Below are 24072 nucleotides of genomic sequence, written 5' to 3' on the forward strand. Positions count from 1 at the left end.
CAATTTAACATTAACACCTTTACTTTAAAGGCTCATATCGGTTTACCTTGTCGTGCATGGTAAACAGGATAAACTTCTCTCCATTATCTACCAGAATTGGACTGGAAAAATCCCCTTCCACAATTGGGTTCTCCTTATATTTTGTCCAATGTATCAAATCCGTAGACATAGCAACGTTGGAGGTCCATAGTGCCACCACTCCAGGCTTCATCCAATCCGGATTGGACGACCCGTGGTAGTACATAAAATATTTATCCTTGTACTTGACTATTTGATTTACAGCCACTGCTCCGGAATCATAACCTTCCGGCCCCATCTTCAACACTTCGTCATCCTGGACATTGGTCCATGTCTTGAAATCTTCGGAAGTGGCCAACCATATACCGAGGTCATTTCGCTCATAGAAAAGATATTTTTTATCCCCTTCCACCCAAACGGTCGGGGTGCCATACGGTCCCGGATCTATAGGCTCACCATTTATCTTCAAGATGGTAATGTCCCCTTCCGAAGTCCAATTTATTCCATCCTTGGATGTCAATAAATGTGTAATATCGTTCATTCCTTCCGCCAGCATATGATAGGTCTCATTATATTTGATCACATGCATATCTTCGGTCCATATATCCTCTAGGATAGGTCTCTCCGCGTATCTTGACCAATTGATCCCATCCTTGGAGGTAGCCAAACCGAGAAACCGCTTTTTGGAAATACTGTCATTATAACCTGTGTACCACATTTTATATATATCGTCCTCAAATAAGATGTACCCTCTTTCCCTTAAATTTACGTCCCATGCGCCCTCTTCCTCTGCCCCTTTAAACACGGGTTCTATGGGACTTGGTCTAAAAGAAACCATTTCGGATGGAAAAACTTCACTTTCCCCGACTTTAACCACTTCCTCCTTTTTTTCCTTACATCCCCATCCAACAACGAATACAAATAGAATTACTAGGTACTTGATCTTTCTCATATTTACAATTTTAGATTTATTGCTTTTGCATCCATTGCGATAATTCCTTGACCTCAACATACGTATCAGGAATATTAAAATTCCCGTATAGGTTTTTGATCCATTCAAAGGTAGTTGGAGGATTCCCAACCATTACCAATTCATTTGGATAATTTAGGCCTACCACTTGAGGTATGTCGGTAACCCTTAAACTATTGAGCATTTCCAAAGCCTCACCCCTTCCGGAGGGGTCACTCACAACATTTTGCGTGGGGGGCAGGTCTTTAAGCATTAAGGTCTTTACATTTCCATCCAGCAATGCGGCATAGGCCGCCACTACCGCCATTTCTCCCTGGGCGGCAATATATATGGTGTTGGATCCTATTTCCGGTATCTCCCGTATAGCCTGTAAACATCTTAACACATCATATACCCTCATAGAGGCTATGGTTCGGCCGGTCCAGGCAGCCGATCTTCTAATATGCCATTGTAAGCTGGGCGACCAACCGGTTTCGCCTACGCCCCTTGCTTCAAAATAAGCCACCTCCATATTCTTTAATGCCCCGGAAACCATAGACTCGGCAGCCCAACGTTCCTCATCAGGGTTTCTAAGAACCAGTAACAAAGGACGGGAAGTACTAGCGTTCTCAAAGTCCCTTTCCCGCAACGAGAATTTTAATCGCCATCCTTCCTCAGGAACAAAACTGTAATCCTTTCTTCGGACACCAGAGCCATCCAAGGCCCTAAATTCCAATCTTATATCCAAGGGTGCAGCCTTTTTAGGAAAAGCCCCGAATGTCTTTTCCTTTAAAAAGGAAGTGACCTCCATTTTGTAAGTATTCAAAGCTTCTAAATTAGTAATATTGGGGGCAGAAGCCAGTGCTACAAAGGAATCCTGTATTGTTTTGGTCCTGTCATCCTTTGGAGGTCCGCCGTTTCTATACGACTTCAATTCCTCATTGCTCAATTCCTTACTAGTATCTATTTTCCCTATTTGCTCTACCGACTTATGAACACCTTTGAGTTCTTTAAGAAAGAACGATAATATTTCCGGCCTCAATTCTTCATTGGATCCATAACTATGGGGACCATCGGCCTTTTTCATTATGAGATTGTTCGATTTTCCGTAAAATGAATAGATAGGTTTCACTTTTTCGTACAAAGTATGTACCGATTCTACCGAGTAGTAGAGATCGTGATTAGTTTGGGCAATCATAAACGGCCTTGGGGCAATCAAGGCTCCAATGTCGGGAAAATCGATACCATAGGTATTTATCGGCATCATACAATCACAATGGTCGTCTATGGTTCTTTGTGTTATCTGGCCTTCCAATGAGCCCGCCCCCGCTACTGCGGCCGCAGCCTTTATTCTAGGATCCACAGCCGGCAAGTACCAGCTTTGTGAACCCCCTCCGGAAATCCCCGTAACCCCTAATTTGTCCTTATCCACCTCGGTCATTCCGCTCAAGAGATCCAACCCCCTTATTCCGTTCCAAATTTCGACCCCTCCCGGATTGTAGCCCTTACTGTACCATTGGAACCAACCATTGGATTCCTGACCCAGATGCTCCCCTTTTACCTCTCCTCTTTGTATGGTTTCTATTATTAAACATACAAAACCATTTTGGGCAAAATTTTTGGCATGTGCCTGATAATGGTGTTTTTGGGTATGGGCATGTCCACAGACATACAAAATGGCCGGAACAGGCTTTTTTATACCATCCGGAATATAAAGGTTGGCCGGTACATATAGGCCTGGAAGCGATTCATAATACAATTTTTCTATGCGATAACCCTCTTTCTGTATAACTCCTGTCTTTGTAATTTTAAGCGCAGGCCGGTTTCCCTTGACCTGTTTCCCCTGAAGTCCCATCATCTCCAAAAACTGTTCATAACGTTCTCCACGAACAGCCTCCCAATCCTTAAGGTTTTGGATGTCGCTCAAGGAATTTTGGGTAATTTCACTGGCCGCCTTGCTAAGATAGCAGCGTATATTATTGGTCTGATCAAAATTGGGTGCCACTTTAAACCCTGAAACTTGTGAAAACAACGTTGTATTGCCCAAAACAAGAATCCATATAAATAATTTCACCTTTCCCATAAGTATTATAGTCTTTTTATGTCTTAACTCCTTTTTAAAGGACCTATATATTCATTGGAAACCACAATATCATCAAATAAAATTTGATCTATTTGCCCCTTTTTACCTTTTGTCATATAATAATTCAACCAAAATAAGGTCAGTTTTAATTGGTCATTATTACGCCACTGATACCCTGGGAAGGCTTTTCCTGTGTAATCTTCCTTGAAATGTCCACCTTTCCGTACCATCTTGGGAAACCCTTCCCCCAAGTGCAGTATCTTTTCGCCATCAATCCAAAAAGCCTGTTCCCCATTAAAGGAATCAAATGGAGAGTTCAATTTAATCATAAACTCTACACAAATCCATTTTCCAATAGGTATCGCTTTTTCCTTTACCGGAAAAAAAACATTCCCCCAATAGTTATCAGGTCTACCTTCCATATGCATCCAGTAGGTGTAAAATCCCCAATTCCAATCAACATTATCCGGCAATTCTATTCCGGACATAAAAAAATCCGTCCCATTTGGTCTGCGTCCTGCCAACCCCAAAGGATAGGGAACAGCGGGTTGGTACCCGCCCAATTTCACCAAATGGTGGACATGACTATTATTCGTCAAAAATTTAATGTAAAAACGGGCGTACAATACCTCATGCCCTTCCGGGAAGTTTTTAAATAAATGCGCGCCCTCGTCCTTGCCGGCCTCATAAGTCATCATTAGGGATTTTTTTCCGGTACTCCCTTTCGGGACATCGGTGGACAAAGACATGCCAGCAGCATTTTTATGATCATCCCAATTAGGAAGCACTTCCTTCAGGGAAGCTTTTTCAAAATCTTCGGTAAAAATAATATGTCCCTTGTTTTTAATAAATGGTTCACTGGAGACAAACCCGTTGTGCAGCACCATTACAAAGAGTATGGTAATAAGTATTTTCATTTTACTGTTGTATCATCATTTTAATAATGATTCATGATTATTTTTATCACTCTCCCGTCCTATTTTTGGGAACTAACTGAATTAATAGATGATCGCGAAAACCAATATTTATAAATGGGCTATCGCCGTGAACATCCGTCATTTTTCTGTTGCTGGCATAGTCATATACCTCATAGTGCACCCCTTTCATTAACCCACGCAATTCTATGGTATCCGTTTTGGACCAAAGATCTGCGAATAGGCCGTAAAAAAGCTGTCCGTCCTTTCCCACTACATGTATTTCAGGCTTATCAAAGGCTATGTCATATAGATTGGTATAGGTGGCACTACTTAATTTCTTCTCATTATATTCCTTTACCCAGCGGTTCCATTCCCCTTTTTGTACGCTATCCAAATCTGTATAAAAAGTAGTTACTTGGGCCCCGGTCCCCATGGCACTTTCAAAATCCTGTGGCACGGAAAACCCGCTCCATTCATCAGCTGGTACCTGATAACAATCCCCAACGGCATATGTGGGGCCGTGAATGGCCTTTTCCACTTTTATCCTACGTCTGGTCTGCAATAAATTTATGGGGTCGGAGGCATTTGCCAGGTCGTAATAGGGCATATTGTAAGGAGAGTGGGGTACCGCACAGATACACACCTCATGAACGGCCTCCTTATTGTATTTATCCAAGGTAGATTTTATTACCTCAAATACTCTTGGCACCTCCCTAAAAGATTCCAAAGGTGTTGTATGCCCATGTACCTCATTGAAACAGGGGGGAACGGCCGATAGCCCTCTGGTATCGGAATAAAGGCCATCATATTCCCAGTCTACTATAAAACGTTTTACAAGGTTCCGCACATGCTCCATAGCTGGCCCATAGGCCGGACACAATTGGTGTAATCCCCGCTTATCATTTGGGTAATTGCCAGCCTCATCCATTACCAAAAAATCCCTGTGATTCTTGGCCAATTGGCTCTCGGGACTAACGCCCAAAGGATACCACCATAAATTGGTCTTAAATCCCTTTTGATGGACCTTCCCCACAAAACTGACCATGTCCCCTGCTCCGCCCGGGAATTTTCCAATGGCTTTGTTTACATTCCAATCCCCGTAAAAATCGAACCAACCATCATCCAAATTGGCTACCTTAATTCCCATTTCCTTAAGTTCGGGAAGGATACCATAAATTTCATCCAAGGTAAAATCCAACTCAAAGCCCCAGCTTTTCCAATAAGGTTCGTACGCGGCTTTGGGCGATGACCTTGGAATAGCTACTCCACGCCTTCGCAAGAGGTCCCCATAAGTGCGGAGTGCATCGTAGTAATCCAACTTATGAAAAATAATGGTGCTCATAACCGTAGTATAGGATTCCTTGGGGTCCAGCCACTGTTTTAATCCTAGGCGTTCATCCGGAATTTCGGTAATACCCATTTCAACTATGCTGTCTGCATTCATCTTTACAGGAAGGGAGACCCATTCAGGTTTTTTTTCCAAATGTGCCAATGCAACTCCCATATTTTTCCCCCAAACATCAATAAAGGGCATTCCTCCGCCAATTAATTCTCCCTCTTCCGTTGGGTGCATCCCTTGAAAATTATCTTGCACAAAGCCGGGAGCAAGATCTATAACGGCATAATCCCTGCCCCATTCATTAACTCCACCTTGAAAAGAAACCAATCCTTGCCTATTGCCATTGGCCACTTGTACGGTTTTAGGAAGTTTAAGTCCCAACCGTTGACTATACACGGTATCTATACTTATTTTTTGCTTCCCCAAGTTGCGATAAGACGTCTCAAAAATGGCTGCCTGCTTAAATTCCTTTGGAAAAAGTATAGTGGTCGTCCGCTGAAGGTTTACGCCCTGTTTATCGGAAGAACCATTAATGATCCATTGGGTACATTCGCCAAATTCATTGTGATCTATCTCCTGACGAACAATCTTCTCCGTATCCACTTTAAAAGAAGAAAACAACACCCCATTGACCACTATACCCTCCTGTATTTCAGGATCAAAATAAGTCAGGGAATTGTTTGCGGCGTCCAACCATTGAATTTCTCGGTTAAAATTGGAATCGAAGCTAATCTCTATATTCCCCGAATGTAGCTTTGTGCCTTGCGCATAAAGTACATTGGCAACAAATACCGATAGTAGGGAAAAATAAATACTAATACAAACAACCTTCATTAATGCTACGTTTTTTATTGTCATAAAACTTTTGGACAACTGCCCTATTCTACCCTAAATCCTTGATGCCATCTACTCCAGGCAGACCATTGCCCATGGGTACTCTGTTGTCGGACCCTTACGAAATAAGTGGTTCCGGGGGCCAATGCCATTTTACCTTTTAAAGGCCCCAAAAATTTGCCCGTTTCGGTATTTACGGCAACCTTGTTATCTTCATTGATCAAATTGGACGCAAAGACCACTTCCTTACCATTATAGTCCGACGACAATTCTATTTTCCAATTTTTTAAGTTTCCTTCCCCATGATAATCCGTTTTCACCAGCGTAGGGTTTCTAGGACAGATAACAGGTCCAATGGGCTTTGTGGAAATAACAAAATTGTCATACCACCTTCCCTGATCTTTTATAGAGCCCTTGTTCCAGTAAGACTCGATAAAAACTGCATTAATACCATAATTGGTAAAATTGCCCCTAAAATTGAGATTTTTCCGTTCCGCTTCCAATCTCCCATCTATCCATAGCTGGTTGATTCCATCATTTTTTCCCGGCGTGTTCAACTTTGCCCTGGATTCCACCAAGACCCAATACCCTGATTCTTCAGGGGAGGTCAATGGAAATTGGGCCGTTGGACGATTGCCCAACCAGACCAGATTATCAAAATCGTTATACTTGGTGGTAATTATGCTATCGGTTTGTTCAAAAACGCCTCTTGCCGGATCCAAAGTAAGGATTGGGCCACCACCGTTCCAAACATGGGCGATCATGGCCTGCTGCCATTCTTGGGACACAATACTGGTGGCTCTTGACATTTTAGCTGGGAAACCCTCCCAGCCATGTTCATGTTTCACATAAATACGCCAATAGATCTCATTGAAAGATTGCCCTTGTTTCAAAATTGGCCCATTGCCCGGAAAATCACCAAAAGCTACCTTTCTATCTCCCAAGCCAAAAACATCCCCTTTTTTAAACCCTACATTTACCGAGCCCCCAATGGCTCCAAAATTAACTGTGGTATCAATGCCCCCTCGGGAATCCATATATGTTTTACTGGTGGAAAAATCATCATACCAAATAATTTCCTTTAGATTATCTTGATACTGATCGGAGGACATTATTACGTAATCTATATGTGGGGTTCCCACATGGAGTTCCTTAATTCCCCCAAAACCATTCCCGTTTACCTTTCCTTTTCCAAAAGACAATATGGCAAAAACGGGAACCAATAGCAAAAGGATTATTTTGATTTCCAAAGTTACCCTACCACCACTAAAGACTTTGTTTTTTATTATCCCCCTACTCACTCGGAAACATTTTTAACCATTTCCTTGCATTGTCATAGTAGATTTTATCTACCACCTCCCTAGGTAATTTTAGTCCTTGAAATTTCTCGTTTACCCTATCACTGGACATCATGTCATCGGTTACAAAGAACTGCCAATCCAACATCCAGGTTTGGTGCATTTCCTCTTTTAACATTTCGGCATCTTCTTTTCCCCCATCTGCCAGATCTGTGGCATATAGTATACGGTCTTGATATTTTATAAAAAACTCCCTTACCTTTTCCCTGTTCTCAATTGTTTGGGAAAAAACTTGACCTATACGCGCCGCAAGATCTACGGACATATTGGGAAATTTATCCAACCTTTGGGCCAATTCATCCACGCTCCACTCCAAACTGCCCATATGGGCACCAATAAATATGAGATTTGGATTCCTTTCCAGCATTCTATCCCTGGCCGTAATCTGGTCCTCATAACTAGGAAGATCCGGATGCTTGTGCATGTGGTATTGCGGATGTTCCTCATAATAGACCCTATCATTGTTGACCGACATTTCCTCCAAGGGCAACCAACAATTTTTTGGTTCCCCCAAATGGCCTATGACGGGAATTTTACGCTCCGTTAAAAATTTGAATATGGTATCCAGTTTGGGGTCGTCCACCATTACGAGCTGGCCAGTGGAATCCCGGAATACCATTCCGACATTTTTCCAGACCTTTACGGCAAGGGCCCCTTCATCAATATTCTTCTTTAACCAGGCCAAGGTTTGGTCCAACCAATCCGGATCGTCCCATTCCCCAATGGAAAATGCAGTTGCCATTTCAAAACTTTCAGGATGTTTGGTCTTTTGATATACCCTGTAGGCATATTCCTCCTCCACAAACTCCTTGCCTTTGGAGAGATCCACTACAATGTTCAATAGCTTAAAATTATCCTTCTTGGCCTGCTCCACAAAGGCATCCCTTTCGGTGGACACATGAATATGGGTATCGATCTTGTCTACTTTGTCAAAATCCTCAATAGTGTAGTAATCCGGCTTTTCATTACAGGAGAGAACAGCCAGAAAATATAAACAGGGAATAATTTTTTTCATATGTAGATATTTATTATTTTTTAGCGGTCATACCTGCCCGACTACATCGTTCAGGCGGGTGTAATTCGCATATCTTCATTCGTATTTGCAACCAATTTTAGGTCATGCTCATTTCATAACGATCAAGATTAATTCAAGGTGTTTTCAAAAAATTAAAATTTAAGTTGAAACGACATTCTGTAGGCCCTTAATTTTTCGAGATATCCCTCCATATCCAACAGTTGTTCATCATATATCAAATAACTCATATCCGGTGTTCTATTGGCAAAATGCCTAGAACGGTCCATTTTATAAAAATATTTTTTATCAGGGGTAGACATTCCTTTCGGCATTCTGGTCTTCTCCCAAACAGTTACCAGATCGGTATATACTTTTTGTCTTCGGGCCAAGCTGTTCACAATAAGTTGCTCTGCCTGTTCTAAACTTTTTAAAGTGGCCGATCGGTCTATAAACGCATTCCTATGGGCCTGGGTTATGGTATATTCCAATTCGGAAAGGTCCAAATAGGTGAGACAGGTATGTTCTATCAATTTTGCTATACTTTGATACACTTCAAAATCATAGGCGTTTCTCTCCATCTGTCCCATATTGATATCAATAATCTGCAAAGCCCTTTTCATATTCTCTTTTTGTACCCTTGACCTCTTTACTATTTCCGAATACTCGTTATTCCAATACTGGTCATATTCTACATATTGTCCTCGGGGAAGATCTGGCAAGTGCGTCTTACCAATATCCCCATGGTGCCAAACATTGCGCTCCAAGGAATGTGCATAATAATACGCGCCCTCATTGAGAAGCTCATAAAGCTCTTCCATATCCTTGACATTTGGTCCATAATAATTTTGGAAAAATGAATCTTCAAATTCCTCCAGGCCAGGCGCTGTGGCATTCCAAGAGTACTGTGCCGAAGTGACAAAACTCAGCATCCACATTTGGTTGTGCAGCCCGGAATCGTCCCATGACGTATTGATCATCCCATGAAACAGCCCGGAATTGGTCGATGATGTCAATAATTCATACGAATCCTGCAGGCTTCCCTTAACTTTCTTGGGGGTAGTTGAAATACGGTTGGAAGTCATTTTAAAATGATAGGGCAGGAAAAGTGGTTCCAAACCTGGGTTTGGGTCGTACATAAACATTTCAAATCCCATATTTTTGGCCTGCCTTGCAAATTCAAAATCAGGAGTTTCATAATGATATTCCTCCGTTAGCACCAAATCGGTATCAGGCTTCATATTTTTAATGGGTGAAGCACTGTTCTCCCATCCCATTGGTCTTTCCCACAGCATTACCTTTCGGGATTTTTTTAAGTGTTTGGCCGCCTTTTCCGCAAACAAGTGATACAGACCACTATTCCCGATTTCTTTTGCCCTTTCCCTGCATTTATCACAAACTCCCAATTCAAAAGTCTCGTCCGAACCAATATGGATATATTTGGATCCCGGGGTAGCCTCCATGGCTTCGTCCCAAAGATCAAAAAGTACTTCATAGGTACCTTCCTCCAAGGGGCAGAACTCCCAATCCGAATCCTCCACTTCCCTTAGGTCCCTGTACTGTGGCCACTTCAATATGAAGCTTACATGCCCCAGCCCTTGTACCAAAGGAGTCAATTCTATGTGGTAATCCTTGGCGTAAGCCGTAAATTCTTTCATTTCCTCTAAGGTAAAAGCCCCTGGCGCCCCTATTTCAGGATGGCTTTGGTACGCCAATTTATCTTCCCATTCCCAAACAAGCATATTAATTTTGTATTTGGCCAAATCCCGAATAAGGCTCTTTACATAACTTGCCCTATCCTGGTGGTGCTTGGTATCATAATGTGCCGCCCTTATCATTACATCCGGCCAATCCAAAATTTCCATTCCTGGTACGATCAAACCGTTTCTGTCTTTTTTTATAAGCTGCAACAAGGTCTGTACCCCATAAAACAACCCATCCCCATCCTTTGCCGCTATGGTCAATTGATTATTGAGCGTACTTAATTTATACCCTTGATCCTTTAAAGAACCACTAGTGGTATTTCCGGTAAGTACAATGGTAGCTGTACTATTTTGACCTCCAATATTCACGGTGAGTCCCCAATTTTCAGTTAGGGCTTCCTTTAAAAATTCCGCTGTCTTCCGATCCACAGCTGAAGCATTTTTATCAATAACAATATTGATTTGCTTTGGGAATATAAAATCATCACCTCCCAATTGCACTTTTTGCGGATAGGGAATTAGGTGTATTCCCAATGAGGTCAACTCCGAAACGGGAGTCTGTGCAGGTATCGTATTTACAACGGCAAAGAAAGCCAAAATAAAACTTTGAAATAATAAGATTCTTCTCATCAATACATATTTAATCGTTTCTAATATCCAATTGTATTTGTCCAAAAAAACATAGGATAAGGACAAAATTACCTTGGATTAATCTACCTTGAAAAGGGTATTGGTCTTTGTACCTGCTTTTAACACTGGCCTTAAATATACCTTTTGATCGCCAGACCTCAATCTATCCGCGGTATGTTTCATCGAATCTTCCGAATACTGTGTCTTATAGCACTGAAGTGCCAAAATAGTATTCTCCCTATCCTCCTCCGTATATGATATTTCAGTTGTAAGGTAATCATCGGAAACCCCTCTTAAAAGTTTTTCATCCTCGTCTTCCAAATGGGACGAAGGGGTGGCAACATAAAACAGATGAACATTCTTTTCCTGTTTTTTACTGAGGTACACCTGTGTAACGGAAGCTCCAACAATACGGTGATCCATATGGTTTGACCCTCCGTCCGGACCCCAGGTTACAATTACGTCAGGATCTATATCCGTAACCAAACTATCCAATTTTCGCATAATTTCCTGTATATATGGGACATGTCCAAAAAAACCATCCTTTAATTTAAGTTGGTCATGATATCCCATCCAAATCGGTTTAAGGAGTCCCATATGCCTAGCGGCACAATTTAATTCCTCATTGCGGAGTGCGGTCAATTCATCTCCCGGCTTCAGATCGGTCTGCCCCGTACCATAGCGGCCATCGGTAACGGTTACCACTTGCACCTTGGCTCCTTCCCTGGCATACTTGGCCATTATGGGACCCACATAAATTTCATCGTCCGGATGGGCAAAAACCGCCATTATAGTCTTACCCTTGGCAGAAACATCCACAGGAGTATCTGCCGATAGCTCCTTTACCTCTTTTTTATCCTCCCCGCAGGAATATAATAAAGTGATCAAAGCAAAGGATTTTAAAGTTAATACGACCCCCTTGACCAAGTTCCTGCAATTAACAAAAAGAGGAATCCCGATAGTAAAAATAATTGTGTTTTGTTTGGTTTTCATTTTGATCTGATTATGGGTTGAACAACACTTTTTCCAATTGGTCATGACCTCACCCGTCCCGATAGATCGGGACCAAGGAACAGACAGGCCAGTCCGAACGGTATGGGCGACCCTACCCATGGGTCCGAGCATCATTTGTTCTAAATACCTAAATATTTACTAAACATCCGTAGGGCACAACATTCAAGGGACTAGGCTATATGGCAAAGTTGCAGGTTATCCCCGCAACTTCGCTACATAACTAACAAACCAACTCAATATATTTAACCGCATATGCCCTGCCATAAAGCTTGAACGGATAGATCCGGTTTCCCAAGCACTGATCCAAATAAAAAGCTTATGCCCATGCAATCGGCGTTTTCAGTTATTCATATGGAGGAAACATTCCTTGCCTTGGATGGTCAAAGGGCACCCCGGCTTTGGCGTCCCACCAAATTCTTGCTCTCATTATATCCCCCCCGTCCAAACGTGCAGCGGCCGCCTCAACTCCAGGAGCATTTAGGTTATACTCTATTAACGGATAAGGAAACCTTCTGGGCAATGCATTATTGGTCTCTGCCGCAGGTTCACTGCCAATCCAAACCCTTGGATATCCCGTTCTACGGTGTTCCGCAAACACTTCATAGGAATCTCCCATCAAGGCCAAATATTTTTGGGTAATGATCATTTCCAACTTTTCCTCATCGGTACCGGAAAGGACCCCTGCCGGCGAGGCTAGGAAAGTGGTAATATCTCCTGGGTCTACCCCATACTGTTCCATGGCCAATGTAATCCCATTTTGATATAATTCATTGGCATCGCCGTTGGCCAATCCAGCCAAAACAGCCTCAGCCTTCAAAAAATGGACTTCGGAAGCCTGTATAACATTAAAATCGTATGTGGCATTTCTAAAATATTGGCTCCATTTAGCCGATTGGGGATAGATGGCCCTTTCTTCTTGGCTAAGATTAATAGCCCCACCTACGAACTCCATATCATCATTTGGTTCCAAATAAATCGTTAATCGTGGATCATCGGTACTCAACAGATTTTCAACCAATGCGAGTCCGGCCGAAATGGAAGATCCGGCCCCCGGATTTCCATTTACCACTTCTTGGTACAAAGGATTGGTATTCGATAGATCGGCAGCATCGGCTCCTTCACTGGTAATAACGGCATTTTGGGCATTGGTGGCAATCAAGTTGGACGAAAATACCTCTGCCACGTTGGTTTGGGCCAAAGAGGCATCCACATACCGCACCCTTAATGCCAATCTTAACCTTAGGGAATTGGCAAAGCGTTTCCATGCATCCGAATCACCTGCGAACATCACATCCGCAGCACCAAAACTAGCTTGTTCCGCCGAAGGGCTCAATGCCGCTGCAGCTTCCTTCAATTCCTTAAGCATATCAATATAAATAGATTCCTGGGTATCATATTTGGGATATAGTACAATATCATCAAAAGAAGTAGCTACCTCGGTATAGGGAATGTCCCCATAAACATCGGTCATACGATGGTATACCCAAACCTTCCATATCCTTGCAATGGCGTTTTGATTCTGCAACTCAGGATTATCCGCAGTAAGCCTGATGATAGCGGCCAAATTTTCAATATAAGTAGTATAATAATTAAAGGGTTCCGGAAAATCGGTCAAGGACAGCATATTCCCGGAATCGGCCCTCTTAATGTAACTGGAATATTCCCCTATACGGTCCACGTTTAAAATATCAAATCCGGACTCCTTCATTACCTTGGTAAATAACAGGGAAGGCTTTATATCATCATCGGTAATCAATTTTGGATTGGTGTTCAGTTCATCAAAACCATCGGTACAGGACAATGGTATGCACATTGCAATGAGCAACGATAAGGTTATTGGTATTCTTTTTATTGTTTTCATAGTATACTTTTTAAAATCTTAAAATGTTACGGAGAGATTAAAACCTAAGCTTCTTGTGGTCGGCATTGAAAACGATTCATAACCTTGAGCTGCCGCAGTTGGGGAAAAGGCCGTATCCGGGGCAATCCCCATTTCAACAAACTTGGAATCCCTATAAAGATACATTACATTTCTTGCCACAATGGACAATTTGGCGGAATCAAAGGGTGTGCCATTCAAAGTCTTTTTATTGAAAGAATATCCTAAAGTAACCTCTCTCAAAGAAGCATTGGTGGCATCCAATACAAATTCCTCCCCTATATTGCCCCAAGATCTGGCCGCAAAATAATCCTGTCCCAAAACATTGTTCTGGACCGAAGGGGTATAAGTCCCGTCGCCATTATCTATGACACCTTCCACGGTCAGGTTCTCCCTAACATTGGTCCACACACCGGTTCCTTTGGCATTTTGGTCATACCTGCTCCAAGAATATACTTCCCCACCCATCCTTACATCGATCAGTGCACTTAAGGACAACCCTTTATAGGTAAAAGTATTTGTAAGACCTCCCAACCAATCCGGTTGGATATTCCCTAAAATAGAGAGCTCATCGGCACGTACATACGATTTTCCATCGGCATTCACTACCAATTCGCCGGTCGGACTTCTTTTGTACTCATATCCTAAAATACTTCCATATGGCAATCCTGGTTGGGCAATAATACTGGCATTGTCCGTCGCAATAAAATTATAGCGATCTATTCCCTCTACCAAGCTTTCTATATTGGAAGTGTTTTTGGAAAAGTTAACATCCGCCACCCATTTAAAGGAATCAGCAACCTTAATCGGGGTCATGGAAACGAACAATTCCACCCCTTTATTGGAAACTTCCCCCGCATTCAAATACAATCCCCCGAATCCGGTGGACTCGGACAGGCCTATCTGCATAATTTGATTGCTGGTCTTGGAGTTATAATAGGTAAAATCGATGCTCAATCTGTTGTTAAAGAACCTTAGATCGGTTCCCACCTCAAAGGAAGTGGTCAACTCGTTCTTTAAATCCGTTGCCGGAACACTTCCATTTATTCTGGCAAAACGTTGACCCTGAAAGGTATTGCTCTGCACCGTATATCCACCTTTTGTCTGATAGGGATCCGCATCGTTCCCTGCTTGGGCGTAGGATAACCTAAGTTTGGAAAAGGTAATGGTCTCCGAATTAAAATTAAAGGCATCGGAAAGGACATAACTTAAACTGGCAGAAGGGTACATGAACGAGTAATTACCCTCACCCAAGGTACTGGACCAGTCGTTACGCGCCGTTAAATCAAGAAAAGCATAGTTTTTATAGGCCAACTGTCCGGTCATAAATACGGATTGGATCTCTTTTTGTATCAAGGTATAGGAAGGAATGACCAAATCGGCATTTTCAATGGTATACAACTCCGGGATATTCATGTTCCTGCCTATGGTCGAAGACCTTTCATAGCGACGTTTGAATTGATTGGCTCCTAGGGATAACGATCCTGTAAAATCATTGGAAAGTTTCCCGTTTGCCGTAAGCAGAACATCAGCATTGAGCTCGTTTACCTTAAAGGTGTCAAAATCCACCCGTCCGTTCACATAAGTCCCTCCAGGGGTTCCGGCACTGTACTGCTGTCTTTGGGTTTCCACATAACTGTCATTACCGACCCGACCCATAATGTTTAGCCAATCCGTAATTTTATAGGTTGCGGACAACAATCCAACAAAACGGTCCCTATTGTCCTCACTGGTCACTTCATTGATCAGCCAATACGGGTTTGTGGGACTTCCTCCCTTATAATTTCGATAACTTCCATCCTCGTTGCGCCCACCGTTCATCGCCAACCAGGCCAGATCAATATTCCTCGGCACAAGATTCAGGGATGCCGCCACGTTTCGGCCGCTGGAAACCCCTACTATAGGCCTATTATCGGCACCACTTTTTATAAAATTGGCCTTGGTCTCAACATGTAGACGATCGGAAACATCCGCCCCAAAAGTAGCATTGAAGGTATGTCTCCCAAAACTTGAATTGGGCACGATTCCCTTATTTTTCAGGGATGATGCAGATACCCGGTAATTTATCTTTTCCGATCCCCCGCCAACTGCAACGGTATTGGTGATAGTGCTCCCTACATTATAAAAATCCCTTAAATTGTCCTTGGGTTGGGAAGAATAGGGTACAGGACCTAGGTCCAATAAATTCCTTATTAAAATAAGCCTTCCATCAAACTTACCTCCCCAACTGTCCACACCACCACCTTGGGCAGGATAAACAACACCCTCGTACTCTTCAGTTCCAAAACCAAATGAGTCATCATAGCCTACGCCATAATTGTTTTGGAATTTGGGCATTATATTTACCATTTCCATAGTTGTATTGGAATTAAAACTAACACCCAATCTTTTTTTGGAAGAGGATTTTTTAGTGGTGATCAAAATAACCCCATTGGCACCCCGCGAACCATAGAGTGCAGCGGCGTTAGGCCCTTTCAATACAGAAATGGTAGCAATATCATCCGGGTTGATATCCTTTATACCATCCCCAAAATCGCGACCGGCAAAAATATCGGTCTGATTTAGGTTGTCGTTACTAATTGGAATACCGTCCACTACATACAGGGGCTGGTTATTACCGCTCAAGGAACTACTTCCCCTGATCTGGACGAAAGTAGAACCTCCAGCCCCTCCGGAACCCGAGGTTACGAATACACCCGCAACCTTACCCTTTAAGGAATTGGCCACGTTGACCTCCCTGGCTTCCGTCAAGGATTCCCCAACAATTTCTTGGGCCGAATACCCCAAAGCCTTTTTCTCCCTTTCAATACCAAAAGCGGTTACTACGACTTCCGAAAGCTCCGTATTAGAGGAATTCATCACGACATTGACCTCAGATCTAGCACCTACGGCAACTATCTGACTCTCATAACCTATATATGAAAACTCCAAGGATACATTGTTATCGGGAACCTTGATCGTATAATTGCCATCAAAATCGGCAGACACCCCAGTGGCACTACCTTTTATAACAACATTCACCCCGGGAAGCGGGGTGCCATCACTTGCATCGGTAACCGTTCCCGAGACCGATCGTTCTTGCGAAAACACTTGCAAAGTACAAAGTGTAAAAATTGCAAAAATCAAAATTTTCTTCATAGTTATTTAGTTTTGGTTAATTTAAATTGTTTTTCATCTCAAAGTGTTCAAATGGGTGATATTTCGTAAGGAATATTAATATTGACTGCAATATAATAAGTTGAACGATAATAAACAACAAAATTTTACAAATTATTTACACAAAAATAATGTTTTGAAAGTTTTTATTATAATTAATAAACCAAACGAAACTTAAAATACATAATACACAATTATTTATAAGCTATATTTTTATAATTAGCGGAGCAATGCCTTCAAAAAGGAAAAGAATATAATAAAACACCAGAATACCGCTTACCAATGCAAGGAGAGAAGCATGCCCAAAAATTTGTAATTGAAAGATGGGTAACAATCATATTTAAACTTACCCTTTACTTCACTCTATTTTAAAGAAGATTTTCTTTAATTATAGCCATTTGAAAGGTTCCATTATTTAATTTGTCAATAAATCCATATAAAATAACACCCACGTATCTAAAAACAGATTATCATTGCAAAAAACACAAACATTAAAATAACCCATATAATCTAATCCCTAATGAGGAAGAAGGCCAGCTGAGTTACAGGAATACAAATATCGATATAGTTATTGCATTTAACTTTTCTTCTTTCCATACCTTTCGAAGTAACATAAAATTTTTTGTCCCGAAAGCCAACGTGATAGGTGAAAAGTCAGTCCACACCCAAGGATAGAAGAATCTTTTGATTAAAGAAGTTTAAAATATATATGGGTCTGTCGGAGACAATAAGATGACAGTAGTTCATTTATAAGGTAAGAAAAATATTGAATATATCGTAGAAATACCTGTTTAGAACTTCAAGAATACCCTATTTATCCTTATTCCCCATTTTACCTTCCGGTTGCACCGCCAGAAGAAACGCAGCAATAACGGCCAATACAATTCCTGCAATTTTATAATGCCCCGGCATGACGCCCAAGACCAACAATGAAATAATCGAGGTCATCAAAGGCGCTCCGGCATTGGTCATTGGCGAGACTACTATTGCCTTACCGTACCTAAAGGCGAATACAAGGCAAAGGGCCCCTATGGCATTTAAAATTTGGATGGCCGCGGCCAAATAGGGGCCGTCCCAGCCCCAATTGATTTCTTGGGAAAAATCGGTCATATATAAAGCTATGGGGATGAGCATAATTCCTGTAATCATCATATAGAAAAATATACTTTCCGCACTCATGGAGTTATTTGCCAACTTCATAAAATACGCTTGTACGCCCCAGGCAACCAGAACCAGTATGGCAAGCAAGAACCACAAGGTCCCATTTTCGCCCAACTCTTCGGTGTTTATGTCCCCACTATATTCAAATAACGGCAAGGAAAGTAAGGCCAAAGAGATACCAATGACCCCCAACAAACCGGTGCGCTCCCTTAAAAAAAGAAGGGAGAGTACAATCGTTATCAGAGGGGAAAGGGATATTATCGGGAAGATCAAATAGGTTGGCCCCACCGTTACCGCATAAAAAAGAATCATTTGCCCACCTGCACCCAAAAGACCAATAATTAAACCATATACTATGGATTTTTTATCCCTTTCCAACTTCCAATTGATTCGCCATAGCACAAAAACGGCAGGAAGGATCATGGTCAGGGCCCAGACACAATAGATCAAGGTATCCGGAAATCCGTTACGGGAAGGAACCCCTGTAAATGCACCCCAAACTCCCCAAAATACCGTAGCAACGATTGCAAATAACAGCCAAGGCTTCTTCTTATTGTCTTTCATATCGTATCCAAATAACACTTTAAATTATACAACCGCCCCTTATTAATCCCTTTAAAAACAAAGGAAACAATTCCTATCCATAAATTCTATATCAGCGCATCCAATGATCCAGATTTTCCCTTACAAAATCATCATCGTTCAATTCGGGATAAAGGGCATACACCCTATCTATTTCCTTTTTTTGGCCCGGACTTAATCTCTCCTTTGGGTTAATGGTATAATTACCTTTCAATAAACCCTGTCTTATCAATACTTCATGGATCCCTGCAATGGAGCCCCGAAAACGATTCCTGGAATCGAAAAAAGCCGCATTGGCATCCGTTATTCCGATTCCTAGCGATAAAAGATCCAATGCTTCCGATGGAGGTGCATTTTTTATCCTATCAAAAAGTTCCACGGCCTTTTTATTCCAAACGGCCCAATGCCCCAACAAGCCGCCCACAATTTTTTTCTTAACGATGCCGCCAACTGTGGGAATGTTATACTCTGTTAACAAATCGGCCACTATATTGTCATCGTTCCCGGTATATAGTGCAATCTCCGAAGCCCTGCCCGATTCGGCCACACCCCGCACAACATCAATGGTGTTATACCTATCAAAAGGCGCCATTTTAATGGCCACGACATTTTCTATCCTTGAAAATTCGCGCCAAAAATCCGAATCCAAGACTCCGCCGCCAACCGAAGTCTGCAAATAAAAACCGATCACAGGTATAACTTCGGCAACTGCCCTGCAATGCGCAATCAATTCCTTGTTCGATTTTCCGTTTAAAGCCGCTAAACCAAGTAATCCGGCATGATACCCCAGATCGGCCGCAATTTGGGCCTCCCTTACGGCCTGTGCCGTATTTCCCAACACCCCGGCAACCCTAAAAACTACCTTCCCGCCTTTGTTATAAAAGGAATCTATCTCTTCCTTTCCCAATTCCAGTACAGGTTGGTAAAGCCCCGCTTCCCGAATTTCAAATTGACTGGTATGGACGCCAATGGCCAAGCCTCCCGACCCGGCAGCCAAGTAATATCTGGATAATGCCCTCTGTCTGCGCTCATCCAGTTTTAAGTCTTGGGTCAATGCGGTCGGATTAGCGGGTATCACCAACCCCTTTAGCAATAAATCCTTTAAATTCTCTGACAATACACTGTTCAATGTTCCCTGTATTTAATGATTAATACTTGCCGTCCCTTACCTCAAAATGGGTCGATTTACCCAACAAACGCTTATCGGTACCTATCCAATGGGCCGTCCATTCCACCAACTGATCCAAAGCTACTTTAGGGGCTCCCAACAGGCCTATGCTCTTGGAGACATTGACCGAAAGGGCCGAATCCGCTTCAGTGCCTCTGAACAGGACCTCCTTTCCCATTAATTGTCCAAATTTTTTGGCCACCTCGGCCACAGATATCAATTGGGTGCCGCTAATATTCAAATGCGCTGCGGGAGAAGCACAAAACTGCAAGCTTCTTAGAATCATCTCATTCGCATCCCCTTGCCAAATTACATTGGCATATCCCATGGTTACATCCACAGGTTCTTGATGGTAAACCTTGGAAGCAATATCCACCAATACCCCGTAGCGCATTTCCACGGCATAATTCAACCGAATTAGGATTACCGGGGTTCCGTTCCTTATACTTCCATATTCGAACAAACGTTCCCTTCCCAAACAGGACTGTGCATATTCCCCGACCGGCCCTGGAGTGTCGGATTCTTTGGATCCTCCAGAAGTTATATCCACTAATGGATAAACACATCCGGTAGAAAACGCCACTATCCTGGAGTTTTTATATTTTTGTGCAACCAGGCCCGGTAGAAAGGAATTCATTGCCCAGGTAAGGGACTCATTGCCGTCCGTACCAAATTTTGTACCTGCCAGATAAATAACATTATCCACTTCGGGAAGGCTATCCAAAAATTCCCGATCCAGAAGGTCTCCCTTAATGGTCTCAACGCCACTTTCCTCAAGAAAGGATTGTTGTTCCCTATCGCTAAATCTGGAAACACCTATAATTCGCTTTTCGATACCGGCCATATTACAGGCCCTTCTGGCCATACGTGCCATGGAAACTCCCATTTTACCCGCAACACCTAGCAGGATAACATCTCCTTCCAAGGCCTTGAACATGGCTACCAAGTCTGAAGTAGGCCGCGACAAGGCTTCCTCCAACTCGTTCTCGTCCCTAAAATACTTTGGATAATCCATTTTTATTCCTTTTATTATTTTTCTGAATTATTTTTATTATCTAGTGTTATGTTAAGGATGTTATGTCATTAAATTTAGGTCTCTCCCGATAGCTATCGGGATCCGCCCGACAAGTATTATTTATATAACTGATTTTAAATAATGTATATCAAACTCACGTTAATTTAAATTTCTTACAATATCCAATTTTTCCTTTACCAACTCCACAATTTCATCTGTGGCTACCGGAAATACTTTTCTAAGGTCTATTTCCTCATTGGTCAATAATTTGACTTTTAGGGCACCCATAAAAATATTCTTGATCTCCGTAGCCAGGTTTATTTTACAAATTCCCCTGTCCACCGCCTTTCTTAAACTGCTTCCCGGAACTCCAGAACCCCCGTGCAAAACCAATGCTGCAGAAGTGGCCGCTGCAATTTCCGACAACCGATCAAGTTGAAGTTCCGGCTCTCTATCATAAAAACCATGGGCGGTACCAATGGCAACGGCCAAGGCATTGACCCCCGTAGCCTCCACAAATTCCTTTGCTTCCAAAGGATGTGTAAAACCTCCCTTTTCCTTATCCTGGCCCAATTTGGCAATATATCCAAGCTCTGCCTCAACATTGGCACCGTAGCTTTCGGCCAATTTCACTACCTTGGCCGTAATGGCCACATTTTCACTAAAGGGCCTTTCACTGGCATCGATCATTACCGAATCGAAGCCCGCATCCAAACATTGGGCCACAAGATCATAGGAATCCCCATGATCCAAGTGTATCCACCCCTCCACACCATGATAATTGAGCATGGATCTGGCCATTTGATATGCCACGGGCAATCCCATATAGTCTATAGAGCTTTTGGTCAGTTGCAAAATAAGGGGCTGCTCCATAGCTTTCGCAGCCAATAAAACCCCTTTCAAGGTCTCGAAATTATAAAAATTTGTAGCCAAGACCGCCTGTTTTTTACTTCTTAACGCTATGAACTTATCTTGTAATTTCATTCTATTGACCCATAATAATTAAACCTATCCTTCGCTATTTTCATTATTTCATCAAGATTATTAAAAGCCCCGGTCCCACCGGCTTCCGTTGTAGAAATGGCCCCGATCAAATTCCCGAACTCCTGGCAATCTTCAGGGGAAGCCCCCTTTATAAACCTGGAAATAAAACCTGCATTAAAACTATCTCCCGCACCTATGGTATCGACCACGTTCTTATTCAAAAAAGGTTTTTGTGGAACCAACTTATCATCATAATACATTACAGACCCCCTGCTACCACATTTAACCACCACATAGTTGCATTTAATTCCAACACTTTCAATGGCTTGGTCAATGCTAGAAAACCCTGTCAATTTTTTAAGCTCCACTTCATTGGGAATAAAAACATCCACAAAAGGAAGCACTTGTTCCAAATTGAGCTCCCATGTTTCGGACGGGTCCCATTGTACATCCAACGAAGTCGTGATTCCCTCATTTTTTGCCATTTCAAATAGTCTATGAAGGCTATTTTTAAATCCTGGCTGAAAAAAATAAGAGGAAAAGTGAAGGTGTTCGGCCCGTCTTAACTGCTTTGGGTCAATATCATCCAGACCCATATAGGACATGGCCCCTTGGTGAGTAATCATAGCCCTTTCCTCATCATAACTAAGTGCTACCGTGGCCCCGGTCTTATATTTATCATCAATGATGATCATCGAAGTATCTACTCCCGCACTGTTTAATTCATCAATTATAAATTGCCCAAAAACATCATTGCCAAGCTTTCCTACAAAGGCCACCTTTAAGCCCAAAGAGCTTAAATTGCTGGCGCAAATGGCAGATGAACTTCCCAAGGTCAAAGTCATGTCGTTCGACAAAATTTCTTTTCCGACCTCTGGAAATCCTTGGATCTGGTTAAAAATCAAATCCACATTGAGTTCCCCTACCACTATGACATCAAATTCCCTCGCCATTGACTATATTTTCAGTGCTTTAAATATTTTCTTATATCAAATCTAAATTATCACAATTTCTTTGACTGCATAGGTAGTATGGTTTTATACCTATTTTTTATTCTTATAAATTTTAACCCCCTGAACCACTCTGTTGATAGAATTATTTACCGATGGGGAATCTGGCGAAAGACCCAGATCCAGTGATTTGAACAGTCCTAAAAGTTGACTTGGAAGTACCGCGCACACCGCAAAATATTCCTCTGGGATATTATTGGATTCGGCTACCTCAATGAACAGGTCCAAAGAAATACTTTCTTTATTTTTTATAAGCTCGCCGATTCCAATTTCGTACAACTTTTCTTTTTGCTGATTTATGGATCTCACCAAATCGTACTCATATTTATTTACAAAATCATCATTGGAAAAAAGGTACACTACCAAAGTAGATTCATTGATAACTGCTTTGGGACCATGTCTCAACCCCAGGAACGAATCGTATTTACAAACTACCTGACCATCTGTCAATTCCTGGACTTTTAAATGGGACTCCCTTGCAATTCCTTTTAGAGCGCCCGACCCAAGAAAAAACACCCTATTAAATTCCAGCGTGGCCACGACCTTTACCATTTCCGTATATTTTTCAAGAATGGTTTTCCCATACCGCACTAAATGGTCCACATATTTTTTATTCCTTTCCAACTTTTTAATATCGGACACCAGAATCCCGGCCAACAACATAGTGGTAAAGGATGACGTCATAGCCAACCCCTTATCATTTGCCCCTGCAGGCATTAACAGCACAAAAGAATTGTCCAGATCGGCCAAATTGGCAAGCTTGCCGGTAGCGTTACATGTGATTATCAAATGAAAGATCGTAGTGCAATATTCAGAAGCCAAATCGACCGTAGCAACACTTTCCGGACTATCCCCGGAACGTGCAAAGGACACCATCAATACCGGTTGTTCGGAATCCATGATATAATCGGCAGGGTGCGAAATAAAATCGGTCGATGCTATCACCTCCGTTGGCCTTCCAAATTTTTTCTGAAACTTTTTATGCAGCACTTCCCCAATAAAAGCAGAGGTACCGGCACCTGTCAAGATAACCTTCAGATTATCATAAACCAACACTTTATTCAGGAAACTGGACAATTCCTGTTTTGAAGCTACAACATCTTCATAGGTCTTTTGCCACAAATAAGGCTGACCCATTATTTCGGAAGCCGTATAACTTGAACTTGTCGCATTTTTATTTTCAATCATACTTTCAATATCAAAATTAATCTTAAAAGAAATCAAATGTAATTAAACTTTTAAGTAAACGAAAGCATTTTT

16 protein-coding genes are annotated in these 24072 nt (G+C 42.1%); all 16 read right to left on the minus strand.

The window, feature by feature from the left end:
* Positions 1-19 precede the first annotated feature (19 nt).
* The 16 genes from D0S24_RS08480 to D0S24_RS08555 all read right to left on the minus strand — a co-directional run bounded on the left by D0S24_RS08480 (position 20) and on the right by D0S24_RS08555 (position 24000).
* Complete coding sequence (locus D0S24_RS08480; protein WP_117019452.1) at positions 20-970, minus strand: glycosylase; 951 nt, start codon at positions 968-970, stop codon at positions 20-22.
* Positions 971-986: 16 nt separating this feature from the next.
* Entirely contained in the window at positions 987-3050 is a 2064-nt protein-coding gene (locus D0S24_RS08485) for a S9 family peptidase (RefSeq protein ID WP_117019453.1), read from the minus strand.
* A 23-nt stretch (positions 3051-3073) separates the two neighbouring features.
* Positions 3074-3967 (minus strand): hypothetical protein, encoded by an 894-nt coding sequence (locus D0S24_RS08490; protein WP_117019454.1) that lies wholly within the window; start codon positions 3965-3967, stop codon positions 3074-3076.
* 46 nt (positions 3968-4013) lie between these two features.
* Positions 4014-6140, minus strand: coding sequence for an alpha-galactosidase (locus D0S24_RS08495; RefSeq protein ID WP_181938055.1), 2127 nt, complete (start codon positions 6138-6140; stop codon positions 4014-4016).
* 44 nt (positions 6141-6184) lie between these two features.
* Positions 6185-7441, minus strand: a complete 1257-nt coding sequence (locus D0S24_RS08500; protein ID WP_117019456.1) for a hypothetical protein — start codon at positions 7439-7441, stop codon at positions 6185-6187.
* The gene (locus tag D0S24_RS08505) at positions 7434-8513 is read right to left on the minus strand and encodes an amidohydrolase family protein (protein ID WP_117019457.1); all 1080 of its coding nucleotides are present in this window, start codon (positions 8511-8513) and stop codon (positions 7434-7436) included. The genes D0S24_RS08500 and D0S24_RS08505 overlap by 8 nt, the downstream gene beginning before the upstream one ends.
* Positions 8514-8665: 152 nt before the next feature.
* The gene (locus tag D0S24_RS08510; RefSeq protein ID WP_147321442.1) at positions 8666-10843 is read right to left on the minus strand and encodes a beta-N-acetylhexosaminidase; all 2178 of its coding nucleotides are present in this window, start codon (positions 10841-10843) and stop codon (positions 8666-8668) included.
* Between the two features lie 78 nt (positions 10844-10921).
* Positions 10922-11731: a PIG-L deacetylase family protein gene (locus D0S24_RS08515; RefSeq protein ID WP_181938056.1), complete on the minus strand. Its 810-nt coding sequence runs from the start codon at positions 11729-11731 to the stop codon at positions 10922-10924.
* A gap of 469 nt (positions 11732-12200) precedes the next feature.
* Positions 12201-13718 carry a SusD/RagB family nutrient-binding outer membrane lipoprotein gene (locus tag D0S24_RS08520; RefSeq protein ID WP_117019460.1) on the minus strand — a complete coding sequence of 506 codons (1518 nt, stop codon included), beginning with the start codon at positions 13716-13718 and terminating at the stop codon, positions 12201-12203.
* Between the two features lie 18 nt (positions 13719-13736).
* Positions 13737-16874, minus strand: a complete 3138-nt coding sequence (locus tag D0S24_RS08525; protein ID WP_117019461.1) for a SusC/RagA family TonB-linked outer membrane protein — start codon at positions 16872-16874, stop codon at positions 13737-13739.
* An 828-nt stretch (positions 16875-17702) separates the two neighbouring features.
* Complete coding sequence (locus D0S24_RS08530; protein ID WP_117019462.1) at positions 17703-18617, minus strand: DMT family transporter; 915 nt, start codon at positions 18615-18617, stop codon at positions 17703-17705.
* A 91-nt stretch (positions 18618-18708) separates the two neighbouring features.
* On the minus strand, positions 18709-19764 hold the full coding sequence (locus D0S24_RS08535; protein ID WP_117019463.1) for a dihydrodipicolinate synthase family protein: 1056 nt from the start codon (positions 19762-19764) through the stop codon (positions 18709-18711).
* 19 nt (positions 19765-19783) lie between these two features.
* On the minus strand, positions 19784-20818 hold the full coding sequence (locus tag D0S24_RS08540) for an NAD(P)-dependent oxidoreductase (RefSeq protein ID WP_117019464.1): 1035 nt from the start codon (positions 20816-20818) through the stop codon (positions 19784-19786).
* 159 nt (positions 20819-20977) lie between these two features.
* Entirely contained in the window at positions 20978-21802 is an 825-nt protein-coding gene (locus D0S24_RS08545) for a class II fructose-bisphosphate aldolase (RefSeq protein WP_117019465.1), read from the minus strand.
* Entirely contained in the window at positions 21799-22755 is a 957-nt protein-coding gene (locus tag D0S24_RS08550) for a carbohydrate kinase family protein (RefSeq protein ID WP_117019466.1), read from the minus strand. The genes D0S24_RS08545 and D0S24_RS08550 overlap by 4 nt, the downstream gene beginning before the upstream one ends.
* A gap of 90 nt (positions 22756-22845) precedes the next feature.
* Positions 22846-24000: an SIS domain-containing protein gene (locus tag D0S24_RS08555; protein WP_117019467.1), complete on the minus strand. Its 1155-nt coding sequence runs from the start codon at positions 23998-24000 to the stop codon at positions 22846-22848.
* Positions 24001-24072: the final 72 nt, after the last annotated feature.

The sequence above is a fragment of the Arenibacter sp. P308M17 genome, from assembly GCF_003426735.1.
GTDB lineage: Bacteria > Bacteroidota > Bacteroidia > Flavobacteriales > Flavobacteriaceae > Arenibacter.

Coding starts and splice junctions, on each gene's coding strand:
- D0S24_RS08480 (WP_117019452.1), bottom strand. CDS start 970: ATGAGAAAGATCAAGTACCTAGTAATTCTATTTGTATTCGTTGTTGGA.
- D0S24_RS08485 (WP_117019453.1), bottom strand. CDS start 3,050: ATGGGAAAGGTGAAATTATTTATATGGATTCTTGTTTTGGGCAATACA.
- D0S24_RS08490 (WP_117019454.1), bottom strand. CDS start 3,967: ATGAAAATACTTATTACCATACTCTTTGTAATGGTGCTGCACAACGGG.
- D0S24_RS08495 (WP_181938055.1), bottom strand. CDS start 6,140: ATGAAGGTTGTTTGTATTAGTATTTATTTTTCCCTACTATCGGTATTT.
- D0S24_RS08505 (WP_117019457.1), bottom strand. CDS start 8,513: ATGAAAAAAATTATTCCCTGTTTATATTTTCTGGCTGTTCTCTCCTGT.
- D0S24_RS08510 (WP_147321442.1), bottom strand. CDS start 10,843: ATGAGAAGAATCTTATTATTTCAAAGTTTTATTTTGGCTTTCTTTGCC.
- D0S24_RS08520 (WP_117019460.1), bottom strand. CDS start 13,718: ATGAAAACAATAAAAAGAATACCAATAACCTTATCGTTGCTCATTGCA.
- D0S24_RS08525 (WP_117019461.1), bottom strand. CDS start 16,874: ATGAAGAAAATTTTGATTTTTGCAATTTTTACACTTTGTACTTTGCAA.
- D0S24_RS08530 (WP_117019462.1), bottom strand. CDS start 18,617: ATGAAAGACAATAAGAAGAAGCCTTGGCTGTTATTTGCAATCGTTGCT.
- D0S24_RS08540 (WP_117019464.1), bottom strand. CDS start 20,818: ATGGATTATCCAAAGTATTTTAGGGACGAGAACGAGTTGGAGGAAGCC.
- D0S24_RS08545 (WP_117019465.1), bottom strand. CDS start 21,802: ATGAAATTACAAGATAAGTTCATAGCGTTAAGAAGTAAAAAACAGGCG.
- D0S24_RS08550 (WP_117019466.1), bottom strand. CDS start 22,755: ATGGCGAGGGAATTTGATGTCATAGTGGTAGGGGAACTCAATGTGGAT.
- D0S24_RS08555 (WP_117019467.1), bottom strand. CDS start 24,000: ATGATTGAAAATAAAAATGCGACAAGTTCAAGTTATACGGCTTCCGAA.